The following is a 24365-nucleotide window of genomic DNA, read 5'->3' as shown; positions in this document are numbered from 1 at the left end:
CACCGAATTCAAGGAGAACCATGCAGCAGGTCAAGATCGGCGTCGTCGGCACCGGCGGCATCGCCGGCTGTCACCTCAAGGCCTACCAGGGCAACCCGCGGGCCGAGTTGCTCGCGGTGTGCGACATCAACGCCGACCGGGCCACCTCGGTGGCCAAGCAGTGGGGCGCTGCCCGCTCCTACAGTGATCCCGCCGAACTGTTCGCCGACCAGGACGTCGACGCGGTGAGCATCTGCACCTGGAACAACACCCACGCCGAACTCGCCGCCGCCGCGATCGAGGCCGGCAAGCACGTGCTGGTCGAGAAGCCGATGACCCGCACCTACGCGGAGGCGCAGAAGCTCGAGGACGTGGTCAACGCCCATGATCGCGTGCTCCAGGTCGGCTTCGTGCGCCGGCACTCGGCCAACTGCCGGGTGCTGAAGTCGTTTATCGACGCCGGCGAGCTGGGCGACCTCTACTACGGCAAGGCCAGCTGCATCCGCCGGGTCGGCAACCCCGGCGGCTGGTTCGCCAACAAGTCCATCTCCGGTGGCGGGCCGTTGATCGACATCGGCGTCCACGTGATCGACCTGGCCTGGTATCTGATGGGCAACCCGCGGGTCACCTCGGTCAGCGCCAACACGTACGAGAAGCTCGGCAATCGCTCCAACATCACCACCATGCCGCGCTACAAGGTCGCCGACTACGACCCGACCCTGAACGACGTCGAGGACATGGCCAACGCCATGATCAGGTTCGACAACGGTGCGTCGCTGATCATGGAGTCCTCGTTCTCGCTTCACGCCACCGAGGATTCGCTCAGCGTCTCGGTGTACGGCGACAAGGGCGGCGCTGACCTGGAGCCGAAGCTGCAGATCGCGACCGAGAAGCACGAGACGGTGCTCAACGTCACGCCGCGGATCGGCTTCGAGACGTTCAACCTCGACGACGGCTTCAGCCACGAGATCGAGAACTTCGTCGCCGCCTGCCTGGGCGAGGCGGAGAGCATCGCCCCGGTCTGGCAGGGCGCCGAGATGATGAAGATCCTGGACGCCGTCTACACCTCTGCCGCGGAAGGCAAGGAGATCCAGGTCTAGTTGGCGAAACCACAACGCTCCCTGAGCTTGTCGAAGGGCAGGTCCGATGAACCGGGCCCGAACCCTTCGACAGGCTCAGGAAACGAAAGAACCGGCGGGTCGTGGACCCGGGCGTTGATCACCAGCGCCGCGTTGGCGATCTTGCTCGCGCTGACCTGGCTGGTCTCGGATCTTGCGGTACGGCGAGCCGACCCGGCCGTGGTGGCGGCCGGGCGGTCGGCGTTCAGCGCGCTCGGCCTGTGCCTGCTGGCCTTCCGCGGCAAGGGCGCCCTGCGCCGTTCGATCAACCAGCTCCGGCAGCGGCCGCTGTCGCTCGGGTTGTCCGGGCTGCTCGGCGTCTCGATCTACGCGCTCGGCTCGCTGACGGCGATCTCGCTGGTCGGCGTGACCGTACCGAACCTGCTGCTGGCGACGACGCCGTGCCTGTCGCTGCTGATCGGCGTGCTGTTCTTCCGCAAGCGGACCAGTTGGCCGGCGGTGGTCGGCGTCGTGGCCGGGTCGGCCGGCGCGGTGCTCTTCGTCACCGCGAGCTTCGCGCTCCGGCCCGACCTGTCGAGCTCGACCGTGCTGTCCGGGGTGATCGCCTCGGTGGTGGCGGTGATCGCCATCGCCGCGTACGGACAGCACTATGCGCGGCTGGCCAAGGGGCACGACCCGCTGGACCTGCTGCCCGGGATCTTTGGCATCGGAACCCTGGTCGTGATCATCTTCCTGGTGATCACCGGCCAGCTCGGCGGCGTGGCTCGACTGACCTGGCTGGACTGGGGCCTGCTGGCGCTGCTCGGGGTCGGGATCTACGTGCCGGTCTACGTGCTGCAGCATCAGTTGATCCACCTCCGCGGCGCGGTGTTCAAGGCCTCGATCTCGCTGGTGGTCCCGTTCCTGGTCCGGTTCGCCGAGACCCTGCTCGGCGCGCCGCCGCCGACCCTGTTCGAACTGGCGACCATGATCGTCTGCGTGGCCGGAGTCGCGCTGGTGATCCGGCACCCGGAGCGGGACCGGGACCGCGGGTGACACACTGGTTCCCATGGCAGGCAAGGAACACCACTACCGGGTGACGACCACCTGGACCGGCAACACCGGCACCGGGACCTCGGGTTACCGGGACTACTCCCGTGATCACGAGGTGGCGATCGAGCCGAAGCCGGCGCCGCTGCTGGGCTCGGCCGACCCGACGTTCCGCGGCGACCCGCAGCGGTACAACCCGGAGGAGCTGCTGCTCACCGCGCTGAGCCAGTGCCACATGCTGTCGTACCTGCATCTGTGCGCGGTGAACAAGATCATCGTCACCGGGTACGTCGATCGAGCCGAGGGCACCATGGCGACCGACCAGACCGGCGGCCACTTCACCGAGGCGACCCTGAACCCGGAGATCACGATCACGCCGGAATCGGACGCCGAGCTGGCCGCCCGGCTGCACGAGCCGGCCAGCGCCAATTGCTTCATCGCGGCCTCGGTCAACTTCCCGGTGCACCACCGGCCCACGATCACGCAGTGAGCCCACCCGGCGGACCTCCAGGTCACGACCCGACGCACTGGATTTCCGCCGCGACTCGGCCTCTTCGATCCGCTTGTTGCGCAGGAACCGCAACTTGGCTGCGGTCATGCCGTTGGCGTCCCTGGAATCCGACCACCAGTCGGCCGCCAAGGTGCCGCTTCGCAGCGTGTCGTCGCGGTTGGCGCCACTCGAGGTCGGAATCCAGGGTCGACGAGGGCGTTCACTTCGGGGATGAAGGAAACGCCCCGCTCGGTGCCGTCCGGGGTCGATTCAGAAGGCCGACTCGGGCAGGTCCATCACCGCGTTGACTGGGGCGTGTTGCGGATTCGGCACCGTGGGCGTTCACCGTAGATCTTGTGGTTCGTCGTGCGGGCGGCCTGGGTCGCGGTTCGGCTCGTGCGTCGAGTGTACGGATATCGACCTCGAGCTGGCCCGAAGCGGTCGTTACGTCGCCACTCGACGCTCGTGGTGGAGCGCCCGCCGGAGGGATCCGCTCGGGACCGGAGATTCTTCGGTATCCGCGTTGCGCCTTGATCGCGTGGGCGGGGCCGGGGGAGAGAGATCTTGTTGGTGCGGTGACGGCCGATCGGGTGTGGCCGCCGCCGCGGCCGGGTCGCAAGATCTTCGGCGTTGAACCATCCGGAGCGAATTCGCACAGGCTCACTTACCGACGCGAGCTCACTAGGTCGTGTGGAACTGCACCTACTCAGGAGATCAGCCGGACGCTGAACAGCGTTGCCGTGCGGAGCCGGCGGACGTTGTCCGGGTCGCCGCCGTTCTGGCTCTCCCAGTACGCCGACGCGACGTAACGGGCCAGCGAGAGCCGGCTCGCCCAGCCATGATCGACTTCGGCGGCGCGGGCGGCCTCCTTGGTCAGCTCCGCCAGCGTCGCGGTGTCGCCGATCTCGGGCAGCCGGCTCCGGACGATCGTGTGCACCTCGTGGGCGACCGGGCCGGCGACGAGCAGCGGGTCGATCGCGACCCAGCGACCGTCGCCGTCGGAGAGGACATTGTCGAGGCTCAGATCGCCGTGGGTCAGCCGACGGGGCCGGCTGCGGCCGAGCTCGGCGACCGCCTGCAGCGCCTGGGCGAACAGGTCGTCAGGGAACGCGAGGCCGGCCTGATCCGCGGCCTCGTGCTGTTCGATCAACTGGTGCCGCCATGCTTCGGCTCCGTCGTCGAGGCCCGCGATGCCGGCCGGCGCCGGGGTCTGGCCCAGCCGAGCAGCCAGCCCGCCCGCGATCCGTACCGCCGCCTGCGGGTCCGGTTCGGAGTCCAGAGACGGACCGGGCAGCCACTCCAGCAAGAGGGCGTTCGCCGTGGGGTCGGCTTCGAAGAGCCGGACGACGCCGTCACCGTCGAAGGCCTGCAACGCCGTGGCCTCCGTCGTAGCATCGATCGTCGGCCCGATGATCTTGAGTGCCGCCCGGCCTGCCGGCATGATCACCGGAACCACCATCGAGGTGCCCCCGGCGGCGACGGGACCGCTGATCGTCAGCCGCCACCGGCGGCACAGCTCGGCACAGCGCCCGGGCAGCTCGGCCAGCCAGGCCGCGCCGGCGACCGGAGTTCGGCGCAGCACCTCGTGCCGGAACCGGTCCGGGACCTGAAGTTCGGATGCGTGCACACCGCGAGTCAACCACCGGCACGGGAACGCGTGCTGGGGCTTGCCGCGATCGACAGGCACGACTTACCCTATATAAGGAAAAGTCTTTCGAAATATCGAAGCTAACTCGGGAAGGTCACAACGATGCGACGACTCCTGCTCGGGGCGATGCTGGCCCTGCTGATGATGATCACACCGGGGATCGCGGTGGCGAAACCCGCACCAGGTTCGGTGATCCCGAAGGGTACGTTCCTGTCCGCGATGACGGGCGGCAACATCGTCGACTCGCCTTTGCGGGAAGAGAAGCCGCGGGCCGACGGCTATCGGCACATCGACACACCGGCCATGATCAAGCGTCTCCAAGGGCTCAATGTGAATACGTTTACATACGGTGTCTGGGACCAGCACACCGACTGGCAGGACCTGGTCGAGGAGTTCGCGCCGGCGGCCCAGCGGGCCGGGATCAAGATCATGGTCTACATCGTGCCGCCGAGCGAGTGCTTCCTGAACGACGTCACGCACCTGGACGGCCGCTGCTCGCGCCCGTTCAACAAGGATTACCGGGCCTGGGGCAAGGCGATCGCCGAGCTCTCGGTGACGTACGACAATGTCGTGTCCTGGGGCATCGACGACTTCCTGGTCGGCGACAACAGCCAGCTGTTCACCAAGGCGTACCTGGACAGCATCCGGGCGATCATGGACGGGATCAACCCGGGCCTGAAGTGGTACGTCACCATGTATCACTGGGACATCACGCCGGCGCACATGGCGACGATCAAGGACGCGCTGGACGGCGTGATCTATGCCTACAACGGCTACCTCAACAACACCGTGGACCCGACCTGGCTCGAGCCGCGGGTGGACGCGGCGCTGCAGGTGACCGGTGACGCGAACCTCGAGCTGGTCCTGTTGATCTACAACGGCCGGTTCCTGGACGGGATCATCTATCCCGACGACCGCTACGCCACGGCGATGCTGAAGCGGGCCGAGCCGTATCTCGCGGACGGCCGGCTGACCGGCGTGATCGCGTACGGGACCCCGCTGCAGTTGGAACAGCAGGCACCCAGCTGGGACTCCTGGGCGCACGGCGGGATGGGCCGGCTCAGCCTCAGCGTGAGCAACTTCACCGCGACGAAGGACGGTTCCTGGGCGGCGGCCGAGCAGCGGATCAGCGTGCCCGGCGATGATCAACCGCGCAAGCTCACCTTCCACCACCATGATCAGGACGAGGCCGGTCTGCCCGGTTATCAGTACAAGCAGTTGCTGGTCGACGGCGAGGTGGTCTGGCAGACCGACATCACGGCCGACCCGCGGATGGAGTGGCTGAAGACCACGGTCGACCTGACCGAGGCCCTACGTGGCAAGACCCAAGCGACGCTCTCGTTCCGGCTCTTCCATGCCAAGGGCGTCGGCTGGTGGCCGGCCGACGTCGCCATCGACGATCTCAGCGCCGAAGGCTTCACGATCAAGGGCGGCGACTTCGAGTCCGAGACCGGCTGGACCCTGGACCGCAACGAGCCGACCATGCAGCCCTACATCGAGCTGTACACGCCGGATCGGTGGACCACGACGTTCAACGCGATCAGCGAGGGTTTCGCCCGCCTGCAGGGCCGGGAGTTCCGCCCGGTCTCGTACAACTCCTGGCCCAATCTCCGGATCGGCCGGGACAACCGGGCGATGTACGGTAACGGCCGGCTGCAGTTCAGCACCCCGAAGAACACACCGATCCCCGCGAACACCTGCGCGACCGCGACGCAGACCGCGACCGTCCTGCCCGGACTCGGCCGGTACGAGATCTCGTTCTGGCACACCGACTGGTACCAGGCCAACTTCGGCAACCTGTTCAAGCAGTTGCGGATCGACGGCAAGATCATCTGGGACCGCGACGCCGGCGACTACTGGCCGTGGTTCTACATCAACGGATCCGACCATCAGGGCGTGATCGACCTGACCGACCTGGTCAAGGGCAAGCAGCAGGTGGAGATCGAGTTCGCCGTCTGCAGCAAGGCCGCGATCGCGAAGTATCAGACCGAGATCGGCTTCGACCACATCGAGACGATCGGGCTCGATCTGGCCAACGGCGAGCTGGAGAACACGTCCGGCTGGAAGCTTGCCTCAACCGCCCCGATCACCGCCGCGTTCGACCTGCACGGCCCGTGCCAGGTCGACGACGACGCGCGGGTGATCACCGGTAAGCACCGCGGTTCGCTGGTGATCAAGGACCGGGTCTGCCTGGACCGGGCCGAGGTCACCGGCTCGGTGGTGATCAAGGAAGGCGGCTCGCTGGAGGCGACCGGCTCGGTGATCACCGGCAGCCTGTCGGCGGCCGGCGCCGTGTCGATCCGGCTGGCCGGGACCAAGGTCGGCGGGGCGGTGTCGATCACCGGCAGCACCGGTGAACTGAGCCTGGAGCACAGCCGGTTCGGTGGCGCGGTCTCGCTGACCGGCAACCACACCGACGCCTGGCGCACCGTGTTCCGGAGCAGCGAGGTGGGCGGAGCGCTGGCCTGCCGGGACAACCAGCCCCGGCCGACCGACCTCGGCTTCTCGAACCGGGTCCGCGGGCCGGTCAGCGGGCTGTGTTGATCACTCGGTAGCGCAGGTGGGTGGCGTTGGGCGAGTCGATCACCTCGGTCCGCTCCAGCGCCGCCTGCCCGCCGAGGTTGATCGACCTTCCCCGAGACCTCGGTTTCCCGGTCAACGGGGTCCGCCTATAAACGCCGGAACGACGACGGTTAAGTGTGTAACGCAAACCGCTAGAATCTATCTCCTTGACCGCGAAAGTGGCGAGGAGAAGGTTCAGCCATTGCGAGAACGATCATCGGTGAGGTTGACAAGAACGTGATCACGACATATCCGATCAACGCGCACTGTTGAGACATGACCAAACCTGCGTCAACAGCGAGTCTCCTCCGGCGACTTGTCGAGACTTTGGCCAGCCGAGGTGTGCAGCCAGTGATCGAGGGCACCGCATTTGATTCTGTCGTCGATGTCCCCGTTGTGCTCGACCCTCGAACGCGGATGAGACTTTCTTTTACACTTGAAGACTTCGGTCGTGCCGTCGATGAATTGGACGTAGGCACGGCCTCGCTTTGGCCCGATCGCCCGGCGAGAGTGCGCGCACTGCAGCTCATGCTCGTTCATATTGATGAGGATCTGGCTACGCGAACGCATGGCGCTGCAGAAACCGTGATGACGCTTCATCCTGGGGGACAAGCGAGGATTCGTCCCGCCTAGTGCAACTGTCGGACCTCGTGATCGATCGTGGTTTGCTGTCGCCAAAACTCCACAACTCGACTGATGGAGGGTCCTATAGCGCTCCAGCGATCGAGCCACGGAGCTTTCGCGACAGACACGAACCTCGACCTCAACCGGTGCCGCCAGACCCAGACCGCCATGCCGCCAGATCACGTTCGGCTGTCGGCTCGACGGACGGCCGGTTGTCGAGAGCGGGGCCACGATGGTGCATGGCCTTACCTCGGCTTCCCGAACCGGGTCCGCGGGCCGGTCAGCGGGGCGTGTTGATCACCCGGTAGTGCAGGTGGGTGGCGTTGGGCGAGTCGATCACCTCGGTCCGCTCCAGCGCCACCTGCCCGCCGAGGTGATCGAACAGCCTGGTCCCGGACCCGAGCAGGACCGGCACCAGATGCACCTGGAGCTCGTCCATCAGGCCGGCGGCAAGGCACTGCTGGGTGATGCTGGCCCCGTGCACGCCGACCACCTTGTCGCCGGCCGCAGCCCGGGCCTGCTCGACCGCGCTCCGGACGCCGTCGGTGACGAAGGTGAACACGTCGCGAGCCCGTACCGTCTCCGGCTCGGGCACCCGATGGGTCACCACGAAGCAGGGCACCGGACCGGCCGGACCGCCGTCGCCCCAGCCGCCGTCCCCTTCGGCAAGGTCGTAGGACCGGCGGCCCATCAGGATCGCCCCGACGCCGCCCCGCATGCTGGCCAAGAGCTCCGAGTCGAGCCGGTCCGGCTGCCACAGCCATCGGTGCAGGACCGCGCCGCCGTCGCCGAGCTGCTGGTCCCGGGTGACGTTGGGGCCGGTGACGAAGCCGTCCAGCGACATCGAGATTCCGGCGATGACCTTGCCCATGATGGTTCCTCCTTGATCGAGTACGGCGACCTCCGCCGTCACCCCCTCGTCGGAGCCGAACAGCCGGTCACGACAGTCCGCGGCACGAATCTGCCGACTCCTACTCGAAGTGGATCCGGGTGGTGAGGTATTCGGTCAGGTCCGGTTGGTCGTCGAGGTCGTTGGTCAGTTGCGAGAACCGCCAATAGGTCCGGAACGGCTGGAACCGCGGCAGCGGGAGGATTTCCTCGTAGCCGCGGCGGAAATCGTCCGGGCGGGTGAGGCACAGCTCGGCGACCGTCAGCTCGAGCTCGCGCGGCCCGGCGACGTAGGAATCGAGGTCGACCACGCCCGCGATCCGCGCGCCGTCGTAGACGAACTGGTTGGCGGAGACATCCGGCATGATCGGCGCCGGCGCAGCGGCCAGCGCGTCGGGGTCGGTCCGGATGATCTGGCCTTCGAGGAACGCGACCACGTCGGGCCGGTGCGTCCAGTAGCTGTCGACGATGGTCGCCATGCTCTGGTTCGCCCGGGCGATCAGCCGACCGGTATCGAACGGCTGGTGCTCCAGCGTCCCGAATCCCTCCAGTCGGCTGCCGTCGGCGTGCAGCGTGGCCAGGTAGCGCCCGAGCTGCTCGTGCACGTCTGCTGAGTCGGGGAACTCGTCCGGCTCCCACGCCTCGCCGTCGACCCAGCTGAAGAGGTAGGCCGTCGTGTCCCCGAACGGCCCGCTGGCCACCGGCCGAGGCGCGGCGACGATGCCGGCCCGGCCGATCCGCTCCGCCAGCGGTCCGACGTGGCCGAGCTGGGTGCCGTACCGAAGGCCGAACGTGTCCCGCAACTGTTGCCAGTACGCCGACAGCCGATCCGGCCGGAGCAGCGGCACCCGAAGCGAATAGCGGGCGCCCGTTTGGCGGTCCGGTGCGACGGTCGACAAGGTTTGTCGGAAAAGTTCGGCCGAAGTGTCGTGATCGTGTCGACGGCTCCGTACGAGAGGTGACAGCAACCTCGACCAAGGAGTCATCATGACCACGCAGACCCTCTCCGCCACCGCCGTCCGGCCGGCCCGGACCGGCGGCCGAGTTCGTACCGTCTCCTCCTGGATCCTCCAGGTGGCGCTGGCCAGCCAGTTCGCGATGGCCGGCATCCCCAAGCTGGCCGGCGATCCGCTGATGGTCGGCATGTTCGACGTGCTCGGGGCCGGTCAATGGCTCCGGTACGTCGTCGGAGCGCTCGAAGTGGCCGGCGCCGTCGGTCTGCTGATCGCGCCGCTGGCCGGCATCGCCGCGATCGGCCTGTTCGCCCTGATGATCGGCGCGGCCGTGTCCTGCGTCGGGCCGCTCGCGACCAGCCCGGCGATCCCGCTGACCGTGGCCGCCGTCGCGGCTGTCGTGGTCCTGTTGCGGCGGCATCGCCTGCTCGCCTTCGTCACGGTCATCCGCCGGTACGCTGAGCGCACCGCAACGACGAGGAAGGCCCGGTGATCTCCATGAAGTACATGCTGATGACCTTCGGCGACGAGTCCTCCTGGGACTGGGACCAGTGGCCGCGCGAGCGGGTCGAAGATCATTTCCGGAACATGAACGCGTTCCTCGAGGAATTGCAGGCCTCGTCGGAGCTGGTGACGGGGGAGGGCCTCACCCCGCCGTCGCATGCGCTGACCGTGGAGCTCCGGGACGGCCGGCCGGTGGCCTCCGACGGCCCGTACGCCGAATCCAAGGAGGTGCTGGCCGGCTTCCTGATCGTCGAGACCGAGTCCCATGATCGCGCGCTGGAACTGGCCGGCCGGTTCGCCGGGCTGGTCGAGAGCCGGGTCGAACTGCGGCCGGTCGACGAGAACGCCGGGCCGGACTACATCTGAGCCGAAGTGCCCCAAACCACCGGGTTCGAGAGCCTGCTGCGCGAGATTGCGCCGCAGGCTCTCGGCGCGCTGACCCGGCGGTACGGGCGGTTCGATCTCTGTGAGGACGCCGTCCAGGAGGCCTTGCTGGCGGCCGCGACGCAGTGGCCGGAGTCGGGGGTCCCGGACAATCCGGCGGCCTGGCTGACCACCGTGGCCGGCCGCAAGCTGACCGACCTGCTGCGCAGCGAGCAGTCCCGGCGGCAGCGGGAGCAGCGGGAGTTCGTCCGCGAGGTGCCGATGCCGTCGCCGGCCCCGGACACGCCGCGGCCGGAGGATCGCGACGACACGTTGATCACGGTCTTCCTGTGCTGCCATCCGGACCTGAAGCCGCCGTCCCAGATCGCCCTGACGCTGCGCGCGGTCGGCGGCCTGACCACGGCCGAGATCGCTCGCGGGCTGATGATCCCGGAGACCACGGTCGGGCAGCGGATCACCCGGGCCAAACAACGGATCCTCGAGTCGGGCGCCCGATTCCGGATGCCGGAGCCGAAGGAACGGGACAAGCGGCTGGCCGCCGTGCTGCAGGTGCTCTACCTGATCTTCAACGAGGGCTACACGGCCTCGTCGGGCCCCGACCTGCAACGGGTCGAGCTGGCCGACGAGGCGATCCGGCTGACCCGGTTGCTCTGGTCCCGGCTGCCCGACGAACCGGAGGTCGGCGGCCTGCTCGCCCTGATGTTGATCACCGCGTCCCGCCAGGACACCCGGACCGGGCCGGCCGGCGAACTGATCCCGCTGGGCGAGCAGGACCGCAGCCGGTGGGACCGGACCATGATCACCGAAGGGGTTGGCCTGCTCGAGCAGGTGCTGCCGCGGCAACGCCCGGGCAGCTACCAGCTGCAGGCCGCGATCGCCGCCTGCCATGCCGAGGCGGAACGGTACGAGGACACCGACTGGCCCCAGATCGCTGCCCTGTATGGCGTTCTGGACCGGATGTCGGACGACCGGATGGTCACCTTGAACCGGGCCGTCGCGGTCGCAATGGCGGATGGCCCGGTCGCCGGGCTGGCATTGATCGACGGCGTCGCCGACCATCCGCAGCTGGCCGGGCATCACCGCCTGTTCGCCGTTCGGGCTCATCTGCTGGAGCAGGATGATCAACCGGAGGCCGCCCAGGCCGCCTACCAGGAGGCCGCGCGGCTGACGCTCAGCCAGGTCGAGCGGCGCTATCTGCAATCCCGCGCCGCTCGCCTGGCCGACGGTTAGGCGTTCTGCGCCTGCCCTTCGATCGCCGCGACTCGGCGCTGGATGTTGCGGAGCCGGGTCAGGTCGAACTTCGGCTTGCGGTCGAAGAAGAAGACCCCGTTCTGCTCCTGGAACACGTCGGTCAGCTGGGTGTAGCAGTAGCCGAACATGTTCGGGTCGTCCATCAGCACCTTGAGCAGACCCTCGAACCGCTCGTAGAACTCCTCCTCGGTGCGCGGCCGATCACCGTACCCCCAGGAATCGCCCTGCTCGACGCCGGACGCGGCGACCTCGGGATTCCACCAGATGCCGCCGAACTCGCTGCAGAAATAGGGCTGTCCGCGGTACGGCAGCGACCAGAGCCGGTCCGGTGCTTGATCATCCGGATTCGCGTACGGCTTGCCCTCGGCCAGCGGGGCCATGATCGCGGCGAACTTCGCCGGATCCTGCTCGTAGTTGTGCGAGTCGTAGATGTCGGTCTCGGCGACCCGGTGCGAATAGCCGGAGGAGTCGATCACCGGCCGGGTGGTGTCCATCGCCTTGGTGGCCAGGAACATGCCGCGGGTGACGTCGTCCAGGACGGTGACCTGATCACTGATCACCTGCCAGGTCTCGTTCAGCGGGCACCAGCCGACGATGCTCGGGTGCGAGTAGTCCCGCTCGACGGCCTCGAGCCACTGGGTGACGAACCCCTGCGACGGCTGCTGATGATCATAGGGAGCCTGACCGGTGCCACAGCCCCAGTCGCCGAACTCGCCCCAGACCAGGTAGCCCAGCCGGTCCGCGTGGTAGAGGAAGCGTTCCTCGAAGACCTTCTGGTGCAGCCGGGCGCCGTTGAAGCCGGCCTCCTGGCTGAGCCGGATGTCGTCGATCAAGGCCTGGTCCGACGGGGCGGTCATGATCCCGTCCGGGTAGTAGCCCTGGTCCAGCACCAGCCGCTGGAACACCGTACTGCCGTTGATCCGGACCTGCTTGCCGACGATCGAGACGCTGCGCAGCCCGGCGTAGCTGAGCACCGAGTCGATCAGGTTGCCGTCAAGATCACGAAGCTCGATGGTCACGTCGTAGAGGTACGGGTCGTCCGCCGACCACCGCCGGGCCCGGTCGGCCGGCAGTCGTACCTCGGTCCGCGGAGCAAGATCGAGATCGGCCCGGACCGACCGCACCGCGACGGTGCCGGTGTCGTCGGTGATCGCGATCCTGATCATGGTGTTGTCGCGGTTCTCGGACAGCGGCAGCTCGAACTCGAACGAGGTGCCGGCGACGTTCGGCGTGATCCGGGGCCGGCGCAGGTGGTGCTGCGGCACCGACTCCAGCCAGACCGTCTGCCAGATCCCGGTGGTCCGCGTGTAGAGGCAGCCGTACTTCTCGTAACGCGTGGACTGCTTGCCGCGCGGCTGCGGGCTGTCCCGATCATCGCGAGCCCGTACGGTGATCCAGGCGGGCCGGCCCGGCGTCACGGAGTCGGTGATGTCGAGCGTGAAGCCGGTGAAGCCGCCGCGGTGTCGGCCGACCTCCTCGCCGTCGACCCAGACCGTCGCGTCGTAATCGACCGCCTGGAAGTGCAGCAGCACCCGGTCGCCGGCCCAGTCCGCGGGCACGGTCACCTCACGCCGGTACCAAACGGCGGTCATGAAGTCGACGTTGCCGATGCCGGACAACTCCGACTCCGGAGCGAACGGAACCGTGATCTCGTCCGGCAGATCACTGGTCACCAGCCCACGCTGCAGGCCGGAATCGCCCGGATCCTGGGCGAACTGCCATTGGCCGTTGAGGTTGAGCCAGCGCTCCCGACGGAATTGCGGGCGCGGGTATTCGGGTCTCGGGATGTCGGTCACGAGGTTCCTTCGGTACGGATCGGAGGTCACGATGTCAGCGAGCACAGAGCGTCTATCGTGGCAGACTCCACCGGGCGCCACGCCTGGAGGTCGCGATCAGTTGGTCGGGCGGTCACCACGCAGCAGACTGGCGCCATGAACGGCGAACCGGTGCGCCCTGAGCCTTCCCCACCCCCGCGCCCTGAGCCTGTCGAAGGGCCCGGCGCGGGCTGCCCTCTCCCGGCGTCCCTGGCGCCGGCCCGCCTGAACCACCTCCGCCGCGGCATCTCGGGCACCGGGCCGCTGCAGCAGGCGATCATGCCGTTCACCGGCCAGCCGCTGACCGAGTTGCCGACCTCGACCACTGATGATCTTGATGCGGCGGTGAGCCGGGCCCGAGCGGCCCAGACCCGCTGGGCCGAGACACCGGCGCAGGTGCGGGCCGCGGTCGGCCTGCGGCTGCAGGAGGCGATCCTGGACCGCTCCGACGAACTGCTCGACGTGATCCAGGCCGAGACCGGGAAGGCCCGCGGACACGCGTTCACGGAGCTGCTCGAGGTCGCGCTGTTGAGTCGGTTCCTGGGCCTGGTCACCCGCTCGACGCTGGCGCCGCGCACACTGCCGGGCGCGTTGCCGATCTTCACCCGGGTCCGGCAGCATCGGTTCCCGGTCGGACTGGTCGGGCTGATCAGCCCGTGGAACTACCCGTTCTCGCTCGGCGTCGGCGACGGTCTGGCTGCGTTGCTGGCCGGGAACGCCCTGCTGCACAAGCCGGACAGCCAGACCGTCCTGACCGCGCTGCTCGGCCGAGAGTTGATCATGGACGCCGGCCTGCCGGCCGACCTGTGGCAGATCGTGGTCGGGCCCGGCGGCGAAGTCGGTCCGGCCGTGATCGACCGGTGTGACCAGGTGCTCTTCACCGGCTCGACCGCCACCGGGCACCGGATCGCCGAGCAGGCCGGGCGGCGGATGATCGAGGCGAGCCTCGAACTCGGCGGCAAGAACCCGATGATCATCCGGGCCGACGCCGACCTGGATCGGGTGGTGCCGGGCGCGGTCGCGGCCTGCTACTCCTCCGCCGGCCAGCTGTGCGAGTCGATCGAACGGATCTACGTCCACCGGGCGGTCGCGGCGGAGTTCACTCGCAGGTTCACCGCGGTCACCGAGCGGCTGGTGGTCGGCGTCGGGTTCGGCGATGACTACGACATCGGGTCGCTCACCTCGGCCGAACAGCTGGCCAAGGTCCAAGATCACGTCGCCGACGCGATCGCGCATGGAGCACGAGTGCTGGCCGGCGGCCGGCCGGTGCCGGAGACGGGACCGTACTGCTATCGGCCGACGGTGCTGACCGACGTCCCGCCCTCGGCTCGCTGCTACCGGGAGGAGACCTTCGGCCCGGTCGTCGCGATCACGCCGGTCGAGTCCGACGACGAGGCGGTCGCGCTCGCCGCGGACTCCGAGTTCGGCCTGAACGCGTCGATCTGGTCCGCCGATGTCAGTGCGGCCCGGGCGCTCGCCGCACGGCTCCCGTTCGGCAAGATCAACATCAACGACGGCTTCGCCGCCGCCTACGGGTCGGTCCACGCCTCGATCGGCGGCTGGGGCCAGTCCGGCGGCGGCCACCGGCACGGCCGGGAATCCTTGCTCGCCGTCACCCGGGTGCAGACCGTCGCCCGGCAGGCCGGCGTGCCGACCGGCGAGTTCGGCCCCTTCCGCGGCGAGTCCTACCGCCGCCTGATGACCGCGGTCCTGCGAGCCGTCCGAATCCTCCCCGGCCGCTAGCGCGCGAGCGCCCCTATCTACTGCCGCGACCGTTCCTCGCGTCCGCGACCGTTGCAACGGTCGCGGATGGGTGCAACGGTCGCGGCTGCGGCGGGATGCGGGTCGCTACGCGGATTCTGGGCTGATGTTGTGGTTGCGCGCGAACAGGTTGGCCGGGTCGTAGCGCCGCTTGATCGCCGCCAGCCGGTCGAGGGTCCCGGCCGGGTAGACCGCGGCAAGATCATCTTCGGACGTCCCGGTGAGGAAGTTGGCGTAGGCACCACTCACGTGCGGGGCCAGCCGCTCCCACAGGGCCGCGACGCCCGGTCCGGCGGCCTCGAGCACCGGCGGCGGGCCGGCGACCACGGTGATGATCATCAGTTCGGCCTGCCGGTGCGGGTACGCGGTGGCGTCGTCGGCGACCCGGGACACGGCCCCGCCGAGGCTGCGGATCGCGATGAACGGCGACCGGCCCGACGTGCCGACCTCGGCCAGCAGCGACAGCGCCTGCGGCACGGAGTCCCGGTCGACGAAGGCGTTCCGGGTGATCAACTTCAGGCCGGGTGGCAGCACCTGGCCCGGCACCAGGACGTCGCCGTACGGCCGCGGCGCCACGTCGTCGTCGATCACCGGGGCGAGCCGGCGGATCTGGTCGAGGATCCGGGCGGCCAACTCCGGATCGTCCGTGTCCACGGCGACCTGGACCTGCACCGGAGCGGCCGGGCCGCCGGCGAGCGGATTGGCCAGGTCGGCGATGGCGGTCAGCTCCTCGGGGGCGTCGCGGAGCACGTCGGCCCAGCCCTGCAGCACGGCGGCCGCGTGCTCCTGCGCGAAGGTGATCTTGCCGAAGTGGACGTCGGTGGTCGGGTGGGCCGCGAACTCGAAGGCGGTCACGATGCCGAAGTTGCCGCCGCCGCCCCGGAGCGCCCAGAACAGATCATCATGATCATCCGCGCTGGCCCGGACCAGGTCGCCGTTCGCGGTGATCACCTCGGCGGCGACCAGCTGATCGAGTGCGAGGCCGTACTTCCTCACCTTCCAGCCGATCCCGCCGCCCAGGGTCAGCCCGCCGACGCCGACGGTGCGGGTGTCGCCGGACGAGATCGCCAGACCGTGCGGGGCCAGGGCGTCGGCGACCTGACCCCAGGTGGCGCCGCCGCCGATCCGGACCAGGTGCCGGTCTTGGTCGATCACCTCGACACCGGCGAGCGAGCCGAGGTCGATCACGATGCCGCCGTCGTTGGTGCCGAAGCCCGGGAAGCCGTGACCGCCGCCGCGGACCGACAACGGCAGCCCGCTGGCTGCGGCGAACCGTACGGCGGCCCGGACGTCGGTGACGGTCTCCGGGCGGAGGATGGTGGCCGGGCTGCCGAGGGCGAGGGGCGTCCGGCTCGCCGCCGCGTACTGATCACTGGTCGCGTCGATGATGACTCCGCCGAAGTCACGGCCGAAGAGTTCGAGGGTGGTGCTCATGATGGTGTCCTTCCACGTCAACGGAACGCTCACAAGACGCCGCCCGCCGGCCACCTGTGACCGCCCACCGCTGTGACCTAGGTCACGGAAGTGGACGTGTCACACGCGCGCGGCCGGAGGAGTCTTATGGGTGACCGCCGAGCCAGAGGAGCACCATGCCCAGCGACCCGGACGCCGCCACCGAGACGTTCGTCGAGCACCGCAACCTGCTCTTCACGGTCGCCTACGAGTTGCTCGGCTCGGCCGCGGACGCGGAGGACGTGCTGCAGGAGTCCTGGCTGCGCTGGGCGGCTGTTGATCTTGATGAAGTACGTGATCGGCGGGCCTATCTGGTCCGGATCGTCACCCGGCAGGCGCTCGACCGGCTGCGCTCGCTCGGTCGGCGCCGGGAGTCCTACGTCGGGCCCTGGCTGCCGGAGCCGCTGCTGACCACGCCCGACGTGGCCGACGACGTCGAACTCGCCGAGAGCGTGTCGCTGGCGATGCTGCTGGTGCTGGAGACGCTGTCGCCGACCGAGCGCGCGGTGTTCGTACTGCGGGAGGTCTTCGGCCTTGGGTACGACGAGCTTGCCGCGGCCGTCGACAAGAGCCCGGCCGCCGTCCGCCAGATCGCGCACCGGGCCCGGGAACACGTGGCCGCCCGCCGGCCCCGCGGCGAGGTGTCCCGGGAGGAGGCCGGCGCCGCGTTGGCGGCGTTCCAGCGGGCGGTCGAGACCGGTGATCTGCAGGGCCTGGTGGACCGGCTGGCGCCCGATGCCGTACTGCTCGGCGATGGCGGCGGTGTCGTCCAGGCCACGCTGGAGCCGCTGGTCGGCGCCGACCGGATCCTGGGCCTGCTCTCGCTGCGGCTGCCGATCCCCGACCTCGAGTCCATCGAGCAGGCCATGATCAACGGCTGGCCGGCGTTGATCATGCACATCGACGGCAAGATCAACACCGCCGTGACGCTGCGGCTGGACGGCGGCATGATCACCGGCATCTACCTGGTCCGCAACCCGGCCAAGCTCTCCCGCCTCACAGAGCCGACCATGATCACGCGGTGATCGACTTCACGGGATCAGCGTCGTCTGAGCGGGGTGCGCCTTGGCCAGACCGCGGTCGAACGTCGCCAACCGTCCATGTCTGCTCTGGGCGAGCGCGGCGAGGTAGGTGTCGGTGACCTGGCGGTGCCCTGTGACGTGGTCCAGGTCGGCCGCCGAGTAGGAAAAGGAGTCCTCCCAGAACTCGCAGCGAGCTGAATCGTGCATGGCCTCGAGTACGGCCTTGGCGGTGGCCGGAGTCTCGCCGGTTCGGACGAGGAAACGGACCAGCGCACCTTCGACGATCGGACACAAGGCGATACTCTCTGCGTCACGCGCCCAGCGGGCAGCTCTGTCGTGATGCTCGTGGTTGGCGACGACCAGAGCGATCAGGACGTCCGCGTCCAGAAGGTAGGTCACGCGTCGTCCAACACTTCGGCGACATCATCTGAGGTGATGACCCGGTCGCCGAGGGTCAGGGCCGGAAATCCGCTGACCGGATCGGTCGTCACCTGGACCGGTTGCCCCAGCGTGGCGAGGCCACGCGTCGTGAGCTCGGCGACGACCGTTGACAACGACTGATGACGTTCGCGCGCCAGTTCGCTCGCGCGCCGATGGACGGCTGGCGGCAGATCGACCGTGGTTCGCATGCCTGCATCATACCTGCATCATCTTGATGCAACTAGGTGGTGACGCGGTTCGTCGCCGGGAGTGCGGTCCGATCCGGGCGTCGACGATCTTCCCCTCGCCATAGCACCAGCCAGCTGGGGGTGCGGTTGTCGACATTCCGACGCCGAGTCCGGCGAACTGCGTGCGGTTGTCGACAAACCCGCAGTGTTGGGGGAGCGGGTCGACGTCAGGTGTTGACCCGGTCCATGGCGTCGGGGTGCGGGCCGATCCGGGCGTCGGTGTTGAGGGCGGTGATCGCGGCCACGTCCTCGTCCGACAGTTCGAAGTCGAACAGGGCGAAGTTCTCCTCGACCCGGCTGCGAGTGATCGACTTCGGGAAGACGATGTCGCCGCGCTGCAGGTGCCAGCGCAGGGTCACCTGCGCCGGCGTGCGGCCGACTCGCGCCGCGATGCCCTTGATCACCGGGTCGTCGGCGACCTTGCCCTTCGCGATCGGCGCCCAGGCCTCGGTGGCGATCCCGTGCGCCTGGTTGTAGGCCCGGACGACGTCGTTGGTCAGGTACGGGTGTGCCTCGATCTGGTTGATCGCCGGTACGGTCTCGGTCTCGGCCGCCAGCCGGTCCAGGTGGGCCGGCTCGAAGTTGGACACCCCGATCGCGCGAACCCGGCCGCCGGCCAGGATCTCCTCCATCACCTTCCAGGTCTCGACGTAGTCGCGGACGGTCGGCAGCGGCCAGTGGATCAGGAACAGGTCGAGATAGCCGAGGTCGAGCTCGGCGAGCGTCCGCTCGAACGCGGCCAGAGCGTCGTCCCTGGTCTGGTACGGATTGTTCAGCTTGCTGGTGACGAACACGTCCTCGCGGGCCAGCCCCGACTCCCGGACCGCCTCGCCGACACCGCGTTCGTTGCGGTACATCTGGGCCGTGTCGATGTGCCGGTAGCCGACCTCCAGCGCCGCCAGGGTCGACTCCCGGGTCTGCTCCGGCGGCACCTGGTAGACCCCGAAGCCCAACTGGGGGATGGTGACGCCATTGTTCAACGTGATCACTGGCACGGAAGTCATGCGTCCAGCCTATCGGCCGCGGGCGCGCCGGTTCTTCGTGGTCGGCGTGATCACGTACGCGGTCGGGCTGACCCCGCCGAAGCTCAGCACCCGCTCCCGGATGATCTTGATCCCGCCGGTCCGCTGCACCGACTCGGCGAACAATCGTTTGTCGTCGGTGAGCAGCACCGCCCGGCCCCGCGGATCCAGGATCCGGCCGATCTCGCGCAGCGCGGCGGGGTAGAGCTGCTCGTTGTCGCGGTGGCTGCCGACCTGCTTGCCGAACGGCAGGTTGGCCACCACCCGGGCGGCGGCCCCGTCGCGGAGCTCGATCGACTCGGCCGATCCGGTACGCCAGCGAGCCCGGATGCCGAACCGGTCGGCGTTGAGCTTGGCCAGCCGGATCGCCTCCGGGTCGCGATCGGAGCCGAACAGGCGCGCCTCCGGCTCGGCCAACCCGGCCAGGACGAGCAGCGTCCCGGTGCCGCAGAACGGATCGGCGACCAGGTCGCGCGGGCCGATCTTGGCCAGCCGGACCAGGGTCGCGCCGAGCACCGGCGTGCTGGACCAGGGCAGCCGCTCCAGCCGGCCGAAGCGCCGGGACCAGTGCAACGGACCGAGCTCGGCCAGCCAGCGCTCCCCGTACCGGGTGAGGTTGACCAGCCAGTCGCCCGGCGCGTTGACCCAGCCGAACTCCGCCGTGATCTTGTCGGTCAGCGCGGTCCGGACCTCGGCGGAGTCGTGACCCACCCGGAAGGTGATCGCACCGTGCTCGGGCGCGAGCGCGGCGATCATCCCGTGCTCGGCGGACTCCCGCAGCGGCGCCAGGTCAGGATCGGCAGCATCGCCGAGGGGCAGCGCCGCGGTGGAGCTGAGCCGGAGCCGGGTCAGCGTCTCGGGCGGCCCGGCGGCGGTCCCGGTGACCCGGCGCTCACCGAGGGCGAGTTCGGTCAGGCCGGCGTCGCCGAGCTCCTCGGCCAGCAGGTCCTCGGCGCCGCCGATGGTCCGGAACTCCAGCCGGTCGGTGATCATGAGCGGCTCCGTCGCCGGGCCAGCTGTCGCTGGGCGTACCGCTGGATGATCAAGGTGAGCACCCCGGCGACGATGATTGCCGCGAGGTTGATCAACAACTGCACGACCGAGCCGCCGGCCTCCCACGGCACCCAGTAGGCCCCGATGCTGGCGATGATCATGGCCACCGTCATGAGGACCAGGTACGTCCAGCTCAGCTTCGCCTCGTCGCCGGAGCGCTGCTCGATGTCGGACCAGACGATCGCGTCACTCGGCTCACCCGGCGTCCTGTCGACGGCCGAGTCGGCAGCGGTGGAGAGGGTCAGGTCGACCTGCTCGACGCTGATGCCGCCCTCCTTCTCCAGCCCCAGCCCGCGGAGCCGGTCCAGGATGTCCTGGGCACCCTCCCGCGCGATGTCGCAGCTGATCACGTCGCCGGCCGGGCGTTGCGCGGCGCCCCGGAGCACGAACAGGTGGGTCACCGCCTCGTCGTCCCGCAACAGGTCCAGGGTCGGGTCGGTGAGCGCGTCGGGCGAGATCACCCGCAGGTGCAGCATCCGTTCCTCCTCGGCGATCCTCGATTCGCCGTCCAGAATCGCATAGCCTTCCCGACAGCGCGGAAGGGAGCGGGGCGATGGTCGCCGATCGGACTGCCGGAGTGGAACTGTGGACACCCGACGAGGACGCCACCCAGCGGTCGCAGGTGGCCCGGTTCCGGGACTTTGTGGCTGCCGACCTCGGCCTGCACCATCCGGACTACGCCTCGCTGCACCGCTGGAGTGTCGCGCAGCCGGAGGAGTTCTGGGCGGCCGTCTGGCGCTTCTTCCGGCCCGGAGTCGATCTTGGCGCCGAGCGGATCCTGGCCGATCCGACGATGCCCGGTGCCCGCTGGTGTCCCGGCGCCCGGCTCAACTTCGCCGAGGAATTGCTCCGGCCGGTCCCGGACGAGTCGCCGGTCGCGTTGATCGTGATCGACGAGCGGGACGAGCCGGTCGAACTCACCCGGGCCGAGTTGCGGCGCCGGGTGGCCGGCCTGGCCGAGACGCTGCGCTCGGCCGGGATCGGCCCGGGCGACTGCGTCGCGGCCTATCTCCCGAACGTCGCCGAGACCGTGATCGCGCTGTTGGCCGCGGCGAGCCTCGGCGCCACCTGGACCTCCTGCTCGCCGGACTTCGGCGTGGCCGCGGTGGTGAGCCGGTTCGAGCAGGCGGAACCGTCGGTGATCTTGGTCGCGGACGGCTACCGCTACAACGGCAAGCTGTTCGACCGGACGCCGCAGGCCCGGGAGTTGATCACCGCGCTGCCCGGCGTCCGTCTGGTGATCACGGTCGACCTGGTCGGCGGCGCCGACTGGTCCGGCCTCGGCCCGCAACGGATCGCCTGGACCGAGGCCGTGGCACCCGAGGCCGAACTGATCTTCGCCGCCCTGGAGTTCGATCATCCCCTCTGGGTGCTCTGGTCGTCCGGCACCACCGGCCGGCCGAAGGGCATCGTGCAGTCCCACGGCGGCATCGTGTTCGGCTTCCTGGCCTCGATCGGGCTCGGCTCCGACATCCGGCCCGACGATCGCTACTGCGTGATCACCTCGGCGAGCTGGATGATGTGGAACTACCTGGTCGGCGGCCTGATGTTCGGCGCCACCGTGATCTTGTACGAAGGCAGCCCGACGGCCGGCGGCGGCGACGCGGTCTGGCGGATCGCCGCCCGGACCGGGACCACCGTGCTCGGCATCGGCGCCGGCTACCTGGACGCCGGGTTCCGAGCCGGCGCCCGGCCGCGGGATGATCATGACCTGAGCCGGCTGCGGTCGATCCTGCAGACCGGCTCGCCGTTGCCGGCCGAGGCCTGGGTGTGGGTTTCCGAGGCCGTGTCGGACCGGTGTTGGTTCGCCTCGGTCAGTGGCGGTACGGATCTCTGCGGCGTGCTGGTCGGCGCGTCCCAACTGCTCCCGGTGTATGCGGGCCGGATGGCGGCGCCGTACCTCGGCGTCGACCTGCACAGCTGGGATCCCGACGGCAACGACCTGATCGGGACCGAGGGCGAGATGGTGATCACCGCTCCGCTGCCGTCGATGCCGATCCGGCTGCTCGGCGACCCGACCGGCGAACGCTACCGCGAGGCCTACTTCGACCTCTATCCCGGCGTCTGGCGGCACGGTGACTGGCTCACGATCTTCGCCGACGGTTCGGCCGCGATCTCCGGCCGCTCCGATGCCACCCTGAACCGGCAGGGGATCCGGATGGGCTCGGCCGATCTCTACGGCGTCGTCGACGGCGTGCCGGGCATCGCGGACAGCCTGGTGATCGGCGTCGAACTGCCGGACGGCGGCTACTTCCTGCCGCTGTTCGTCGTCACCGAGCCCGGCACCGAGCTGGACGACGCGCTGCGCGACCGGATCAAGACGGAGCTGCGGACCCGGTTGTCGCCGCGGCACGTGCCGGACGCGATCATCGCGGTGCCCGCAGTGCCGCGCACCCTGACCGGCAAGAAGCTCGAGGTGCCGGTGAAGCGGATCCTGCGCGGCGCCGACCTGGCGTCGGTGAGCGGCGGCAAGGGTTCGATCACGGCGCCCGAGATGCTGGACTGGTTCGCCGACTTCGCGCGGCGCGAGCCGCGGCTGGCCCCGCTCCGCGACCAGAAGGGGAGCTGAGCAACGTTCCCTGAGCCTGTCGAAGCGCGTTGCTCTACACTGATCATGATTCGAGACATTCTGTATTGAAATGTGAGACGACCATGATCAGCGAATTCCGCCGCTGGGCCCTGTTGGCGGTGAGCATGCTGGCCCAGGCGACCAGCGCGTTCTTCGTCCATGGCATCGCCTTCATGATCCCCGAACTGCGCGGCCGGCACGGGTTGACGCTGATCGAGGCGGGCGTCGTCGTCGCGATGCCGACGATCGGGACCATGCTCGCCCTGATCGCCTGGGGCGCCGTTGTGGATCGGATCGGTGAGCGTCGAGTGCTGGTCGTCGGCACCGCGCTGACCGCGGCCGCGGGAGCCGGGGCGGCGCTGTCGGACTCGATGATCATGATCTCGGCGTTCCTGCTGCTGGGCGGGATGGCCGCCGCCAGCACGAACGCGGCCAGTGGGCGGGTCGTCGTCGGCTGGTTCCCGGCGCACCGGCGCGGCCTGGCGATGGGGATCCGGCAGATGGCCCAGCCGCTCGGGGTCGGCCTGGCGGCGATCACCGTACCCACCTTGGCCCTCGGGTACGGCCTCGGCGCCGCCCTCTGGCTGTCCGCCGCGCTGGCGGTGGCGGCCGCCGTGCTGTCCTTCCTGGTCGTGCTCGATCCGGCCCGGCCGGAGCGGTCCGACCCGGCCGCGGCGGGTCAGCTGGCGAATCCGTACCGGAGCGGCGGGTTTCTCTGGCGAGTGCACGCGGTGTCGGTGCTCCTGGTGGTGCCGCAGTTCATGGTCTGGACGTTCGGCCTGGTCTGGCTGATCGGCGAGCGCGGCTGGTCGCCGGGCGCCGCCGGTACGTTGATCGCGATCACCCAGGTGCTCGGAGCCCTGGGCCGGATCGCGGCCGGACAGCTGTCGGACCGGGTCCGCAGCCGGATGCGTCCGCTGCGTTGGGTGGCGATCGCGGCGGCCGTGACGATGATCATGCTCGCCGCCGCCGATCAACTCGATTCGCCCGTGGCGGTCGTGATGCTGGTCCTCGCCACGGTGATCACCGTGGCCGACAACGGCCTCGCCTTCACGGCGATCGCGGAGCGGGCCGGCCCGTTCTGGTCCGGCCGGGCTCTCGGTGCGCAGAACACGGCCCAGTTCCTGACCGCCTCGCTGGTACCGCCCGTACTCGGCGCCGCGATCACCGTTCTGGGCTATCCGTTGGCGTTCGCCCTGACGGCGGTTTGCCCGGCGATCGCGGTGTCCCTAGTTCCGGCACGGCAGGAGGAGTTGATCAGCTGATCGGCTGATCGGCTGATCAACTCCTGCCCGGCCGAGCGTCAGTCGGCGGCCTTCTTGCTGCCGAACCGGTTGGAGATGAATCCCCAGATGATCAAGACGATCAGCGAGCCGACGATGGCGAGCAACCAGCTGCGCAATTCGAAGAATCCGCCGAGGTTGACGTTGAAGATCAGCCCGCCGAGCCAGCCGCCGAGCAGCGCTCCGACGACTCCGAGAATGAGGGTGGCGATCCACCCACCGGCCTGCTTCCCGGGCAGGATCAACTTGGCAATGGCTCCCGCAATCAGGCCCAACAGCAAGAATCCAAGAAAGCCCATCTCTGTCTCCCTCAATCGTTAGTTGGACCAA

23 protein-coding genes are annotated in these 24365 nt (G+C 69.0%); 11 read left to right on the top strand and 12 right to left on the bottom strand.

The genetic code is table 11. The annotated features are described in order from the left end of the window. The first annotated feature begins 20 nt into the window (after positions 1-20). The 3 genes from BKA15_RS15350 to BKA15_RS15340 all read left to right on the top strand — a co-directional run bounded on the left by BKA15_RS15350 (position 21) and on the right by BKA15_RS15340 (position 2577). Positions 21-1079, top strand: coding sequence for a Gfo/Idh/MocA family protein (locus BKA15_RS15350; RefSeq protein WP_179752151.1), 1059 nt, complete (start codon positions 21-23; stop codon positions 1077-1079). A gap of 114 nt (positions 1080-1193) precedes the next feature. Beyond that, positions 1194-2093: a DMT family transporter gene (locus tag BKA15_RS15345; protein ID WP_179752149.1), complete on the top strand. Its 900-nt coding sequence runs from the start codon at positions 1194-1196 to the stop codon at positions 2091-2093. A gap of 13 nt (positions 2094-2106) precedes the next feature. After that, entirely contained in the window at positions 2107-2577 is a 471-nt protein-coding gene (locus BKA15_RS15340; RefSeq protein ID WP_179752147.1) for an OsmC family protein, read from the top strand. A gap of 706 nt (positions 2578-3283) precedes the next feature. Here the strand turns inward: BKA15_RS15340 and BKA15_RS15335 are convergent. Then, the gene (locus BKA15_RS15335) at positions 3284-4204 is read right to left on the bottom strand and encodes an aminoglycoside phosphotransferase family protein (RefSeq protein WP_179752145.1); all 921 of its coding nucleotides are present in this window, start codon (positions 4202-4204) and stop codon (positions 3284-3286) included. Positions 4205-4327: 123 nt separating this feature from the next. Between BKA15_RS15335 and BKA15_RS15330 the strand changes: the two genes are divergently transcribed. Next, positions 4328-6769, top strand: coding sequence for a hypothetical protein (locus BKA15_RS15330; RefSeq protein ID WP_179752143.1), 2442 nt, complete (start codon positions 4328-4330; stop codon positions 6767-6769). Here BKA15_RS15330 and BKA15_RS36400 read toward each other — a convergent pair. The 3 genes from BKA15_RS36400 to BKA15_RS15320 form a co-directional block, all read right to left on the bottom strand. Next, positions 6753-6884: a hypothetical protein gene (locus BKA15_RS36400; RefSeq protein ID WP_281385288.1), complete on the bottom strand. Its 132-nt coding sequence runs from the start codon at positions 6882-6884 to the stop codon at positions 6753-6755. The genes BKA15_RS15330 and BKA15_RS36400 overlap by 17 nt on opposite strands. Before the next feature lie 807 nt (positions 6885-7691). Continuing rightward, positions 7692-8282, bottom strand: a complete 591-nt coding sequence (locus BKA15_RS15325; protein ID WP_179752141.1) for a dihydrofolate reductase family protein — start codon at positions 8280-8282, stop codon at positions 7692-7694. Between the two features lie 100 nt (positions 8283-8382). After that, the gene (locus BKA15_RS15320; RefSeq protein WP_179752139.1) at positions 8383-9147 is read right to left on the bottom strand and encodes a phosphotransferase; all 765 of its coding nucleotides are present in this window, start codon (positions 9145-9147) and stop codon (positions 8383-8385) included. A gap of 139 nt (positions 9148-9286) precedes the next feature. Here BKA15_RS15320 and BKA15_RS15315 point away from each other — a divergent pair, with 139 nt between their 5' ends. The 3 genes from BKA15_RS15315 to BKA15_RS15305 are packed head-to-tail and all read left to right on the top strand — an operon-like array spanning position 9287 to position 11370. After that, a complete protein-coding gene (locus BKA15_RS15315) occupies positions 9287-9745 on the top strand; it encodes a DoxX family protein (protein ID WP_179752137.1) in 459 nt (152 codons plus the stop codon). Positions 9746-9750: 5 nt separating this feature from the next. Continuing rightward, complete coding sequence (locus BKA15_RS15310; protein WP_246322924.1) at positions 9751-10122, top strand: YciI family protein; 372 nt, start codon at positions 9751-9753, stop codon at positions 10120-10122. A gap of 6 nt (positions 10123-10128) precedes the next feature. Further along, positions 10129-11370: an RNA polymerase sigma factor gene (locus BKA15_RS15305; protein WP_179752133.1), complete on the top strand. Its 1242-nt coding sequence runs from the start codon at positions 10129-10131 to the stop codon at positions 11368-11370. Here BKA15_RS15305 and BKA15_RS36880 read toward each other — a convergent pair. Further along, positions 11367-13187: a glycoside hydrolase family 2 protein gene (locus BKA15_RS36880; RefSeq protein WP_312879049.1), complete on the bottom strand. Its 1821-nt coding sequence runs from the start codon at positions 13185-13187 to the stop codon at positions 11367-11369. The two genes, BKA15_RS15305 and BKA15_RS36880, sit on opposite strands and share 4 nt — an antisense overlap. 135 nt (positions 13188-13322) lie before the next feature. Between BKA15_RS36880 and BKA15_RS15295 the strand changes: the two genes are divergently transcribed. Continuing rightward, complete coding sequence (locus BKA15_RS15295) at positions 13323-14948, top strand: succinic semialdehyde dehydrogenase (RefSeq protein ID WP_179752131.1); 1626 nt, start codon at positions 13323-13325, stop codon at positions 14946-14948. A 105-nt stretch (positions 14949-15053) separates the two neighbouring features. Here BKA15_RS15295 and BKA15_RS15290 read toward each other — a convergent pair whose 3' ends face one another. Further along, entirely contained in the window at positions 15054-16400 is a 1347-nt protein-coding gene (locus tag BKA15_RS15290; RefSeq protein ID WP_179752129.1) for an FAD-binding oxidoreductase, read from the bottom strand. 155 nt (positions 16401-16555) lie between these two features. Between BKA15_RS15290 and BKA15_RS15285 the strand changes: the two genes are divergently transcribed. Next, positions 16556-17443, top strand: a complete 888-nt coding sequence (locus tag BKA15_RS15285; RefSeq protein ID WP_179752127.1) for an RNA polymerase sigma-70 factor — start codon at positions 16556-16558, stop codon at positions 17441-17443. Positions 17444-17449: 6 nt separating this feature from the next. Here the strand turns inward: BKA15_RS15285 and BKA15_RS15280 are convergent, their stop codons facing one another. The 5 genes from BKA15_RS15280 to BKA15_RS15260 all read right to left on the bottom strand — a co-directional run bounded on the left by BKA15_RS15280 (position 17450) and on the right by BKA15_RS15260 (position 20659). Further along, positions 17450-17839, bottom strand: a complete 390-nt coding sequence (locus tag BKA15_RS15280) for a TA system VapC family ribonuclease toxin (RefSeq protein ID WP_179752125.1) — start codon at positions 17837-17839, stop codon at positions 17450-17452. Further along, positions 17836-18069, bottom strand: coding sequence for a hypothetical protein (locus BKA15_RS15275; protein WP_179752123.1), 234 nt, complete (start codon positions 18067-18069; stop codon positions 17836-17838). Before BKA15_RS15275 ends, BKA15_RS15280 begins: the two co-directional genes overlap by 4 nt. 206 nt (positions 18070-18275) lie before the next feature. Next, entirely contained in the window at positions 18276-19112 is an 837-nt protein-coding gene (locus BKA15_RS15270; RefSeq protein ID WP_179752122.1) for an aldo/keto reductase, read from the bottom strand. A 9-nt stretch (positions 19113-19121) separates the two neighbouring features. Beyond that, complete coding sequence (locus tag BKA15_RS15265; protein ID WP_179752120.1) at positions 19122-20123, bottom strand: methyltransferase domain-containing protein; 1002 nt, start codon at positions 20121-20123, stop codon at positions 19122-19124. Then, entirely contained in the window at positions 20120-20659 is a 540-nt protein-coding gene (locus BKA15_RS15260; RefSeq protein ID WP_179752118.1) for a hypothetical protein, read from the bottom strand. Before BKA15_RS15260 ends, BKA15_RS15265 begins: the two co-directional genes overlap by 4 nt. A gap of 77 nt (positions 20660-20736) precedes the next feature. Here BKA15_RS15260 and BKA15_RS15255 point away from each other — a divergent pair, with 77 nt between their 5' ends. Further along, positions 20737-22752 (top strand): acetoacetate--CoA ligase, encoded by a 2016-nt coding sequence (locus tag BKA15_RS15255; protein WP_179752116.1) that lies wholly within the window; start codon positions 20737-20739, stop codon positions 22750-22752. Positions 22753-22835: 83 nt separating this feature from the next. Next, positions 22836-24017, top strand: a complete 1182-nt coding sequence (locus tag BKA15_RS15250) for an MFS transporter (RefSeq protein WP_179752115.1) — start codon at positions 22836-22838, stop codon at positions 24015-24017. A 38-nt stretch (positions 24018-24055) separates the two neighbouring features. Here the strand turns inward: BKA15_RS15250 and BKA15_RS15245 are convergent, their stop codons facing one another. Then, positions 24056-24334 (bottom strand): GlsB/YeaQ/YmgE family stress response membrane protein, encoded by a 279-nt coding sequence (locus BKA15_RS15245; protein ID WP_179752113.1) that lies wholly within the window; start codon positions 24332-24334, stop codon positions 24056-24058. Between the last annotated feature and the right edge of the window lie 31 nt (positions 24335-24365).

This window comes from Microlunatus parietis, assembly GCF_013407955.1.
In the GTDB taxonomy this organism is placed as follows: Bacteria; Actinomycetota; Actinomycetes; order Propionibacteriales; family Propionibacteriaceae; genus Microlunatus; species Microlunatus parietis.
The sequence above is the reverse complement of the archived record's forward strand: the minus strand, read 5'-3'. Positions and strand labels throughout refer to the sequence as shown.

What these genes read in the sequence shown, in the direction of transcription:
- BKA15_RS15295 (WP_179752131.1), top strand. Translation starts at nt 13,323, where the DNA reads ATGAACGGCGAACCGGTGCGCCCTGAGCCTTCCCCACCCCCGCGCCCT.
- BKA15_RS15265 (WP_179752120.1), bottom strand. Translation starts at nt 20,123, where the DNA reads ATGATCACCGACCGGCTGGAGTTCCGGACCATCGGCGGCGCCGAGGAC.
- BKA15_RS15325 (WP_179752141.1), bottom strand. Translation starts at nt 8,282, where the DNA reads ATGGGCAAGGTCATCGCCGGAATCTCGATGTCGCTGGACGGCTTCGTC.
- BKA15_RS15315 (WP_179752137.1), top strand. Translation starts at nt 9,287, where the DNA reads ATGACCACGCAGACCCTCTCCGCCACCGCCGTCCGGCCGGCCCGGACC.
- BKA15_RS15255 (WP_179752116.1), top strand. Translation starts at nt 20,737, where the DNA reads ATGGTCGCCGATCGGACTGCCGGAGTGGAACTGTGGACACCCGACGAG.
- BKA15_RS15350 (WP_179752151.1), top strand. Translation starts at nt 21, where the DNA reads ATGCAGCAGGTCAAGATCGGCGTCGTCGGCACCGGCGGCATCGCCGGC.
- BKA15_RS15260 (WP_179752118.1), bottom strand. Translation starts at nt 20,659, where the DNA reads ATGCTGCACCTGCGGGTGATCTCGCCCGACGCGCTCACCGACCCGACC.
- BKA15_RS15250 (WP_179752115.1), top strand. Translation starts at nt 22,836, where the DNA reads ATGATCAGCGAATTCCGCCGCTGGGCCCTGTTGGCGGTGAGCATGCTG.
- BKA15_RS15330 (WP_179752143.1), top strand. Translation starts at nt 4,328, where the DNA reads ATGCGACGACTCCTGCTCGGGGCGATGCTGGCCCTGCTGATGATGATC.
- BKA15_RS15270 (WP_179752122.1), bottom strand. Translation starts at nt 19,112, where the DNA reads ATGACTTCCGTGCCAGTGATCACGTTGAACAATGGCGTCACCATCCCC.
- BKA15_RS15340 (WP_179752147.1), top strand. Translation starts at nt 2,107, where the DNA reads ATGGCAGGCAAGGAACACCACTACCGGGTGACGACCACCTGGACCGGC.
- BKA15_RS15275 (WP_179752123.1), bottom strand. Translation starts at nt 18,069, where the DNA reads ATGCGAACCACGGTCGATCTGCCGCCAGCCGTCCATCGGCGCGCGAGC.
- BKA15_RS15290 (WP_179752129.1), bottom strand. Translation starts at nt 16,400, where the DNA reads ATGAGCACCACCCTCGAACTCTTCGGCCGTGACTTCGGCGGAGTCATC.
- BKA15_RS15245 (WP_179752113.1), bottom strand. Translation starts at nt 24,334, where the DNA reads ATGGGCTTTCTTGGATTCTTGCTGTTGGGCCTGATTGCGGGAGCCATT.
- BKA15_RS15310 (WP_246322924.1), top strand. Translation starts at nt 9,751, where the DNA reads ATGAAGTACATGCTGATGACCTTCGGCGACGAGTCCTCCTGGGACTGG.
- BKA15_RS15285 (WP_179752127.1), top strand. Translation starts at nt 16,556, where the DNA reads ATGCCCAGCGACCCGGACGCCGCCACCGAGACGTTCGTCGAGCACCGC.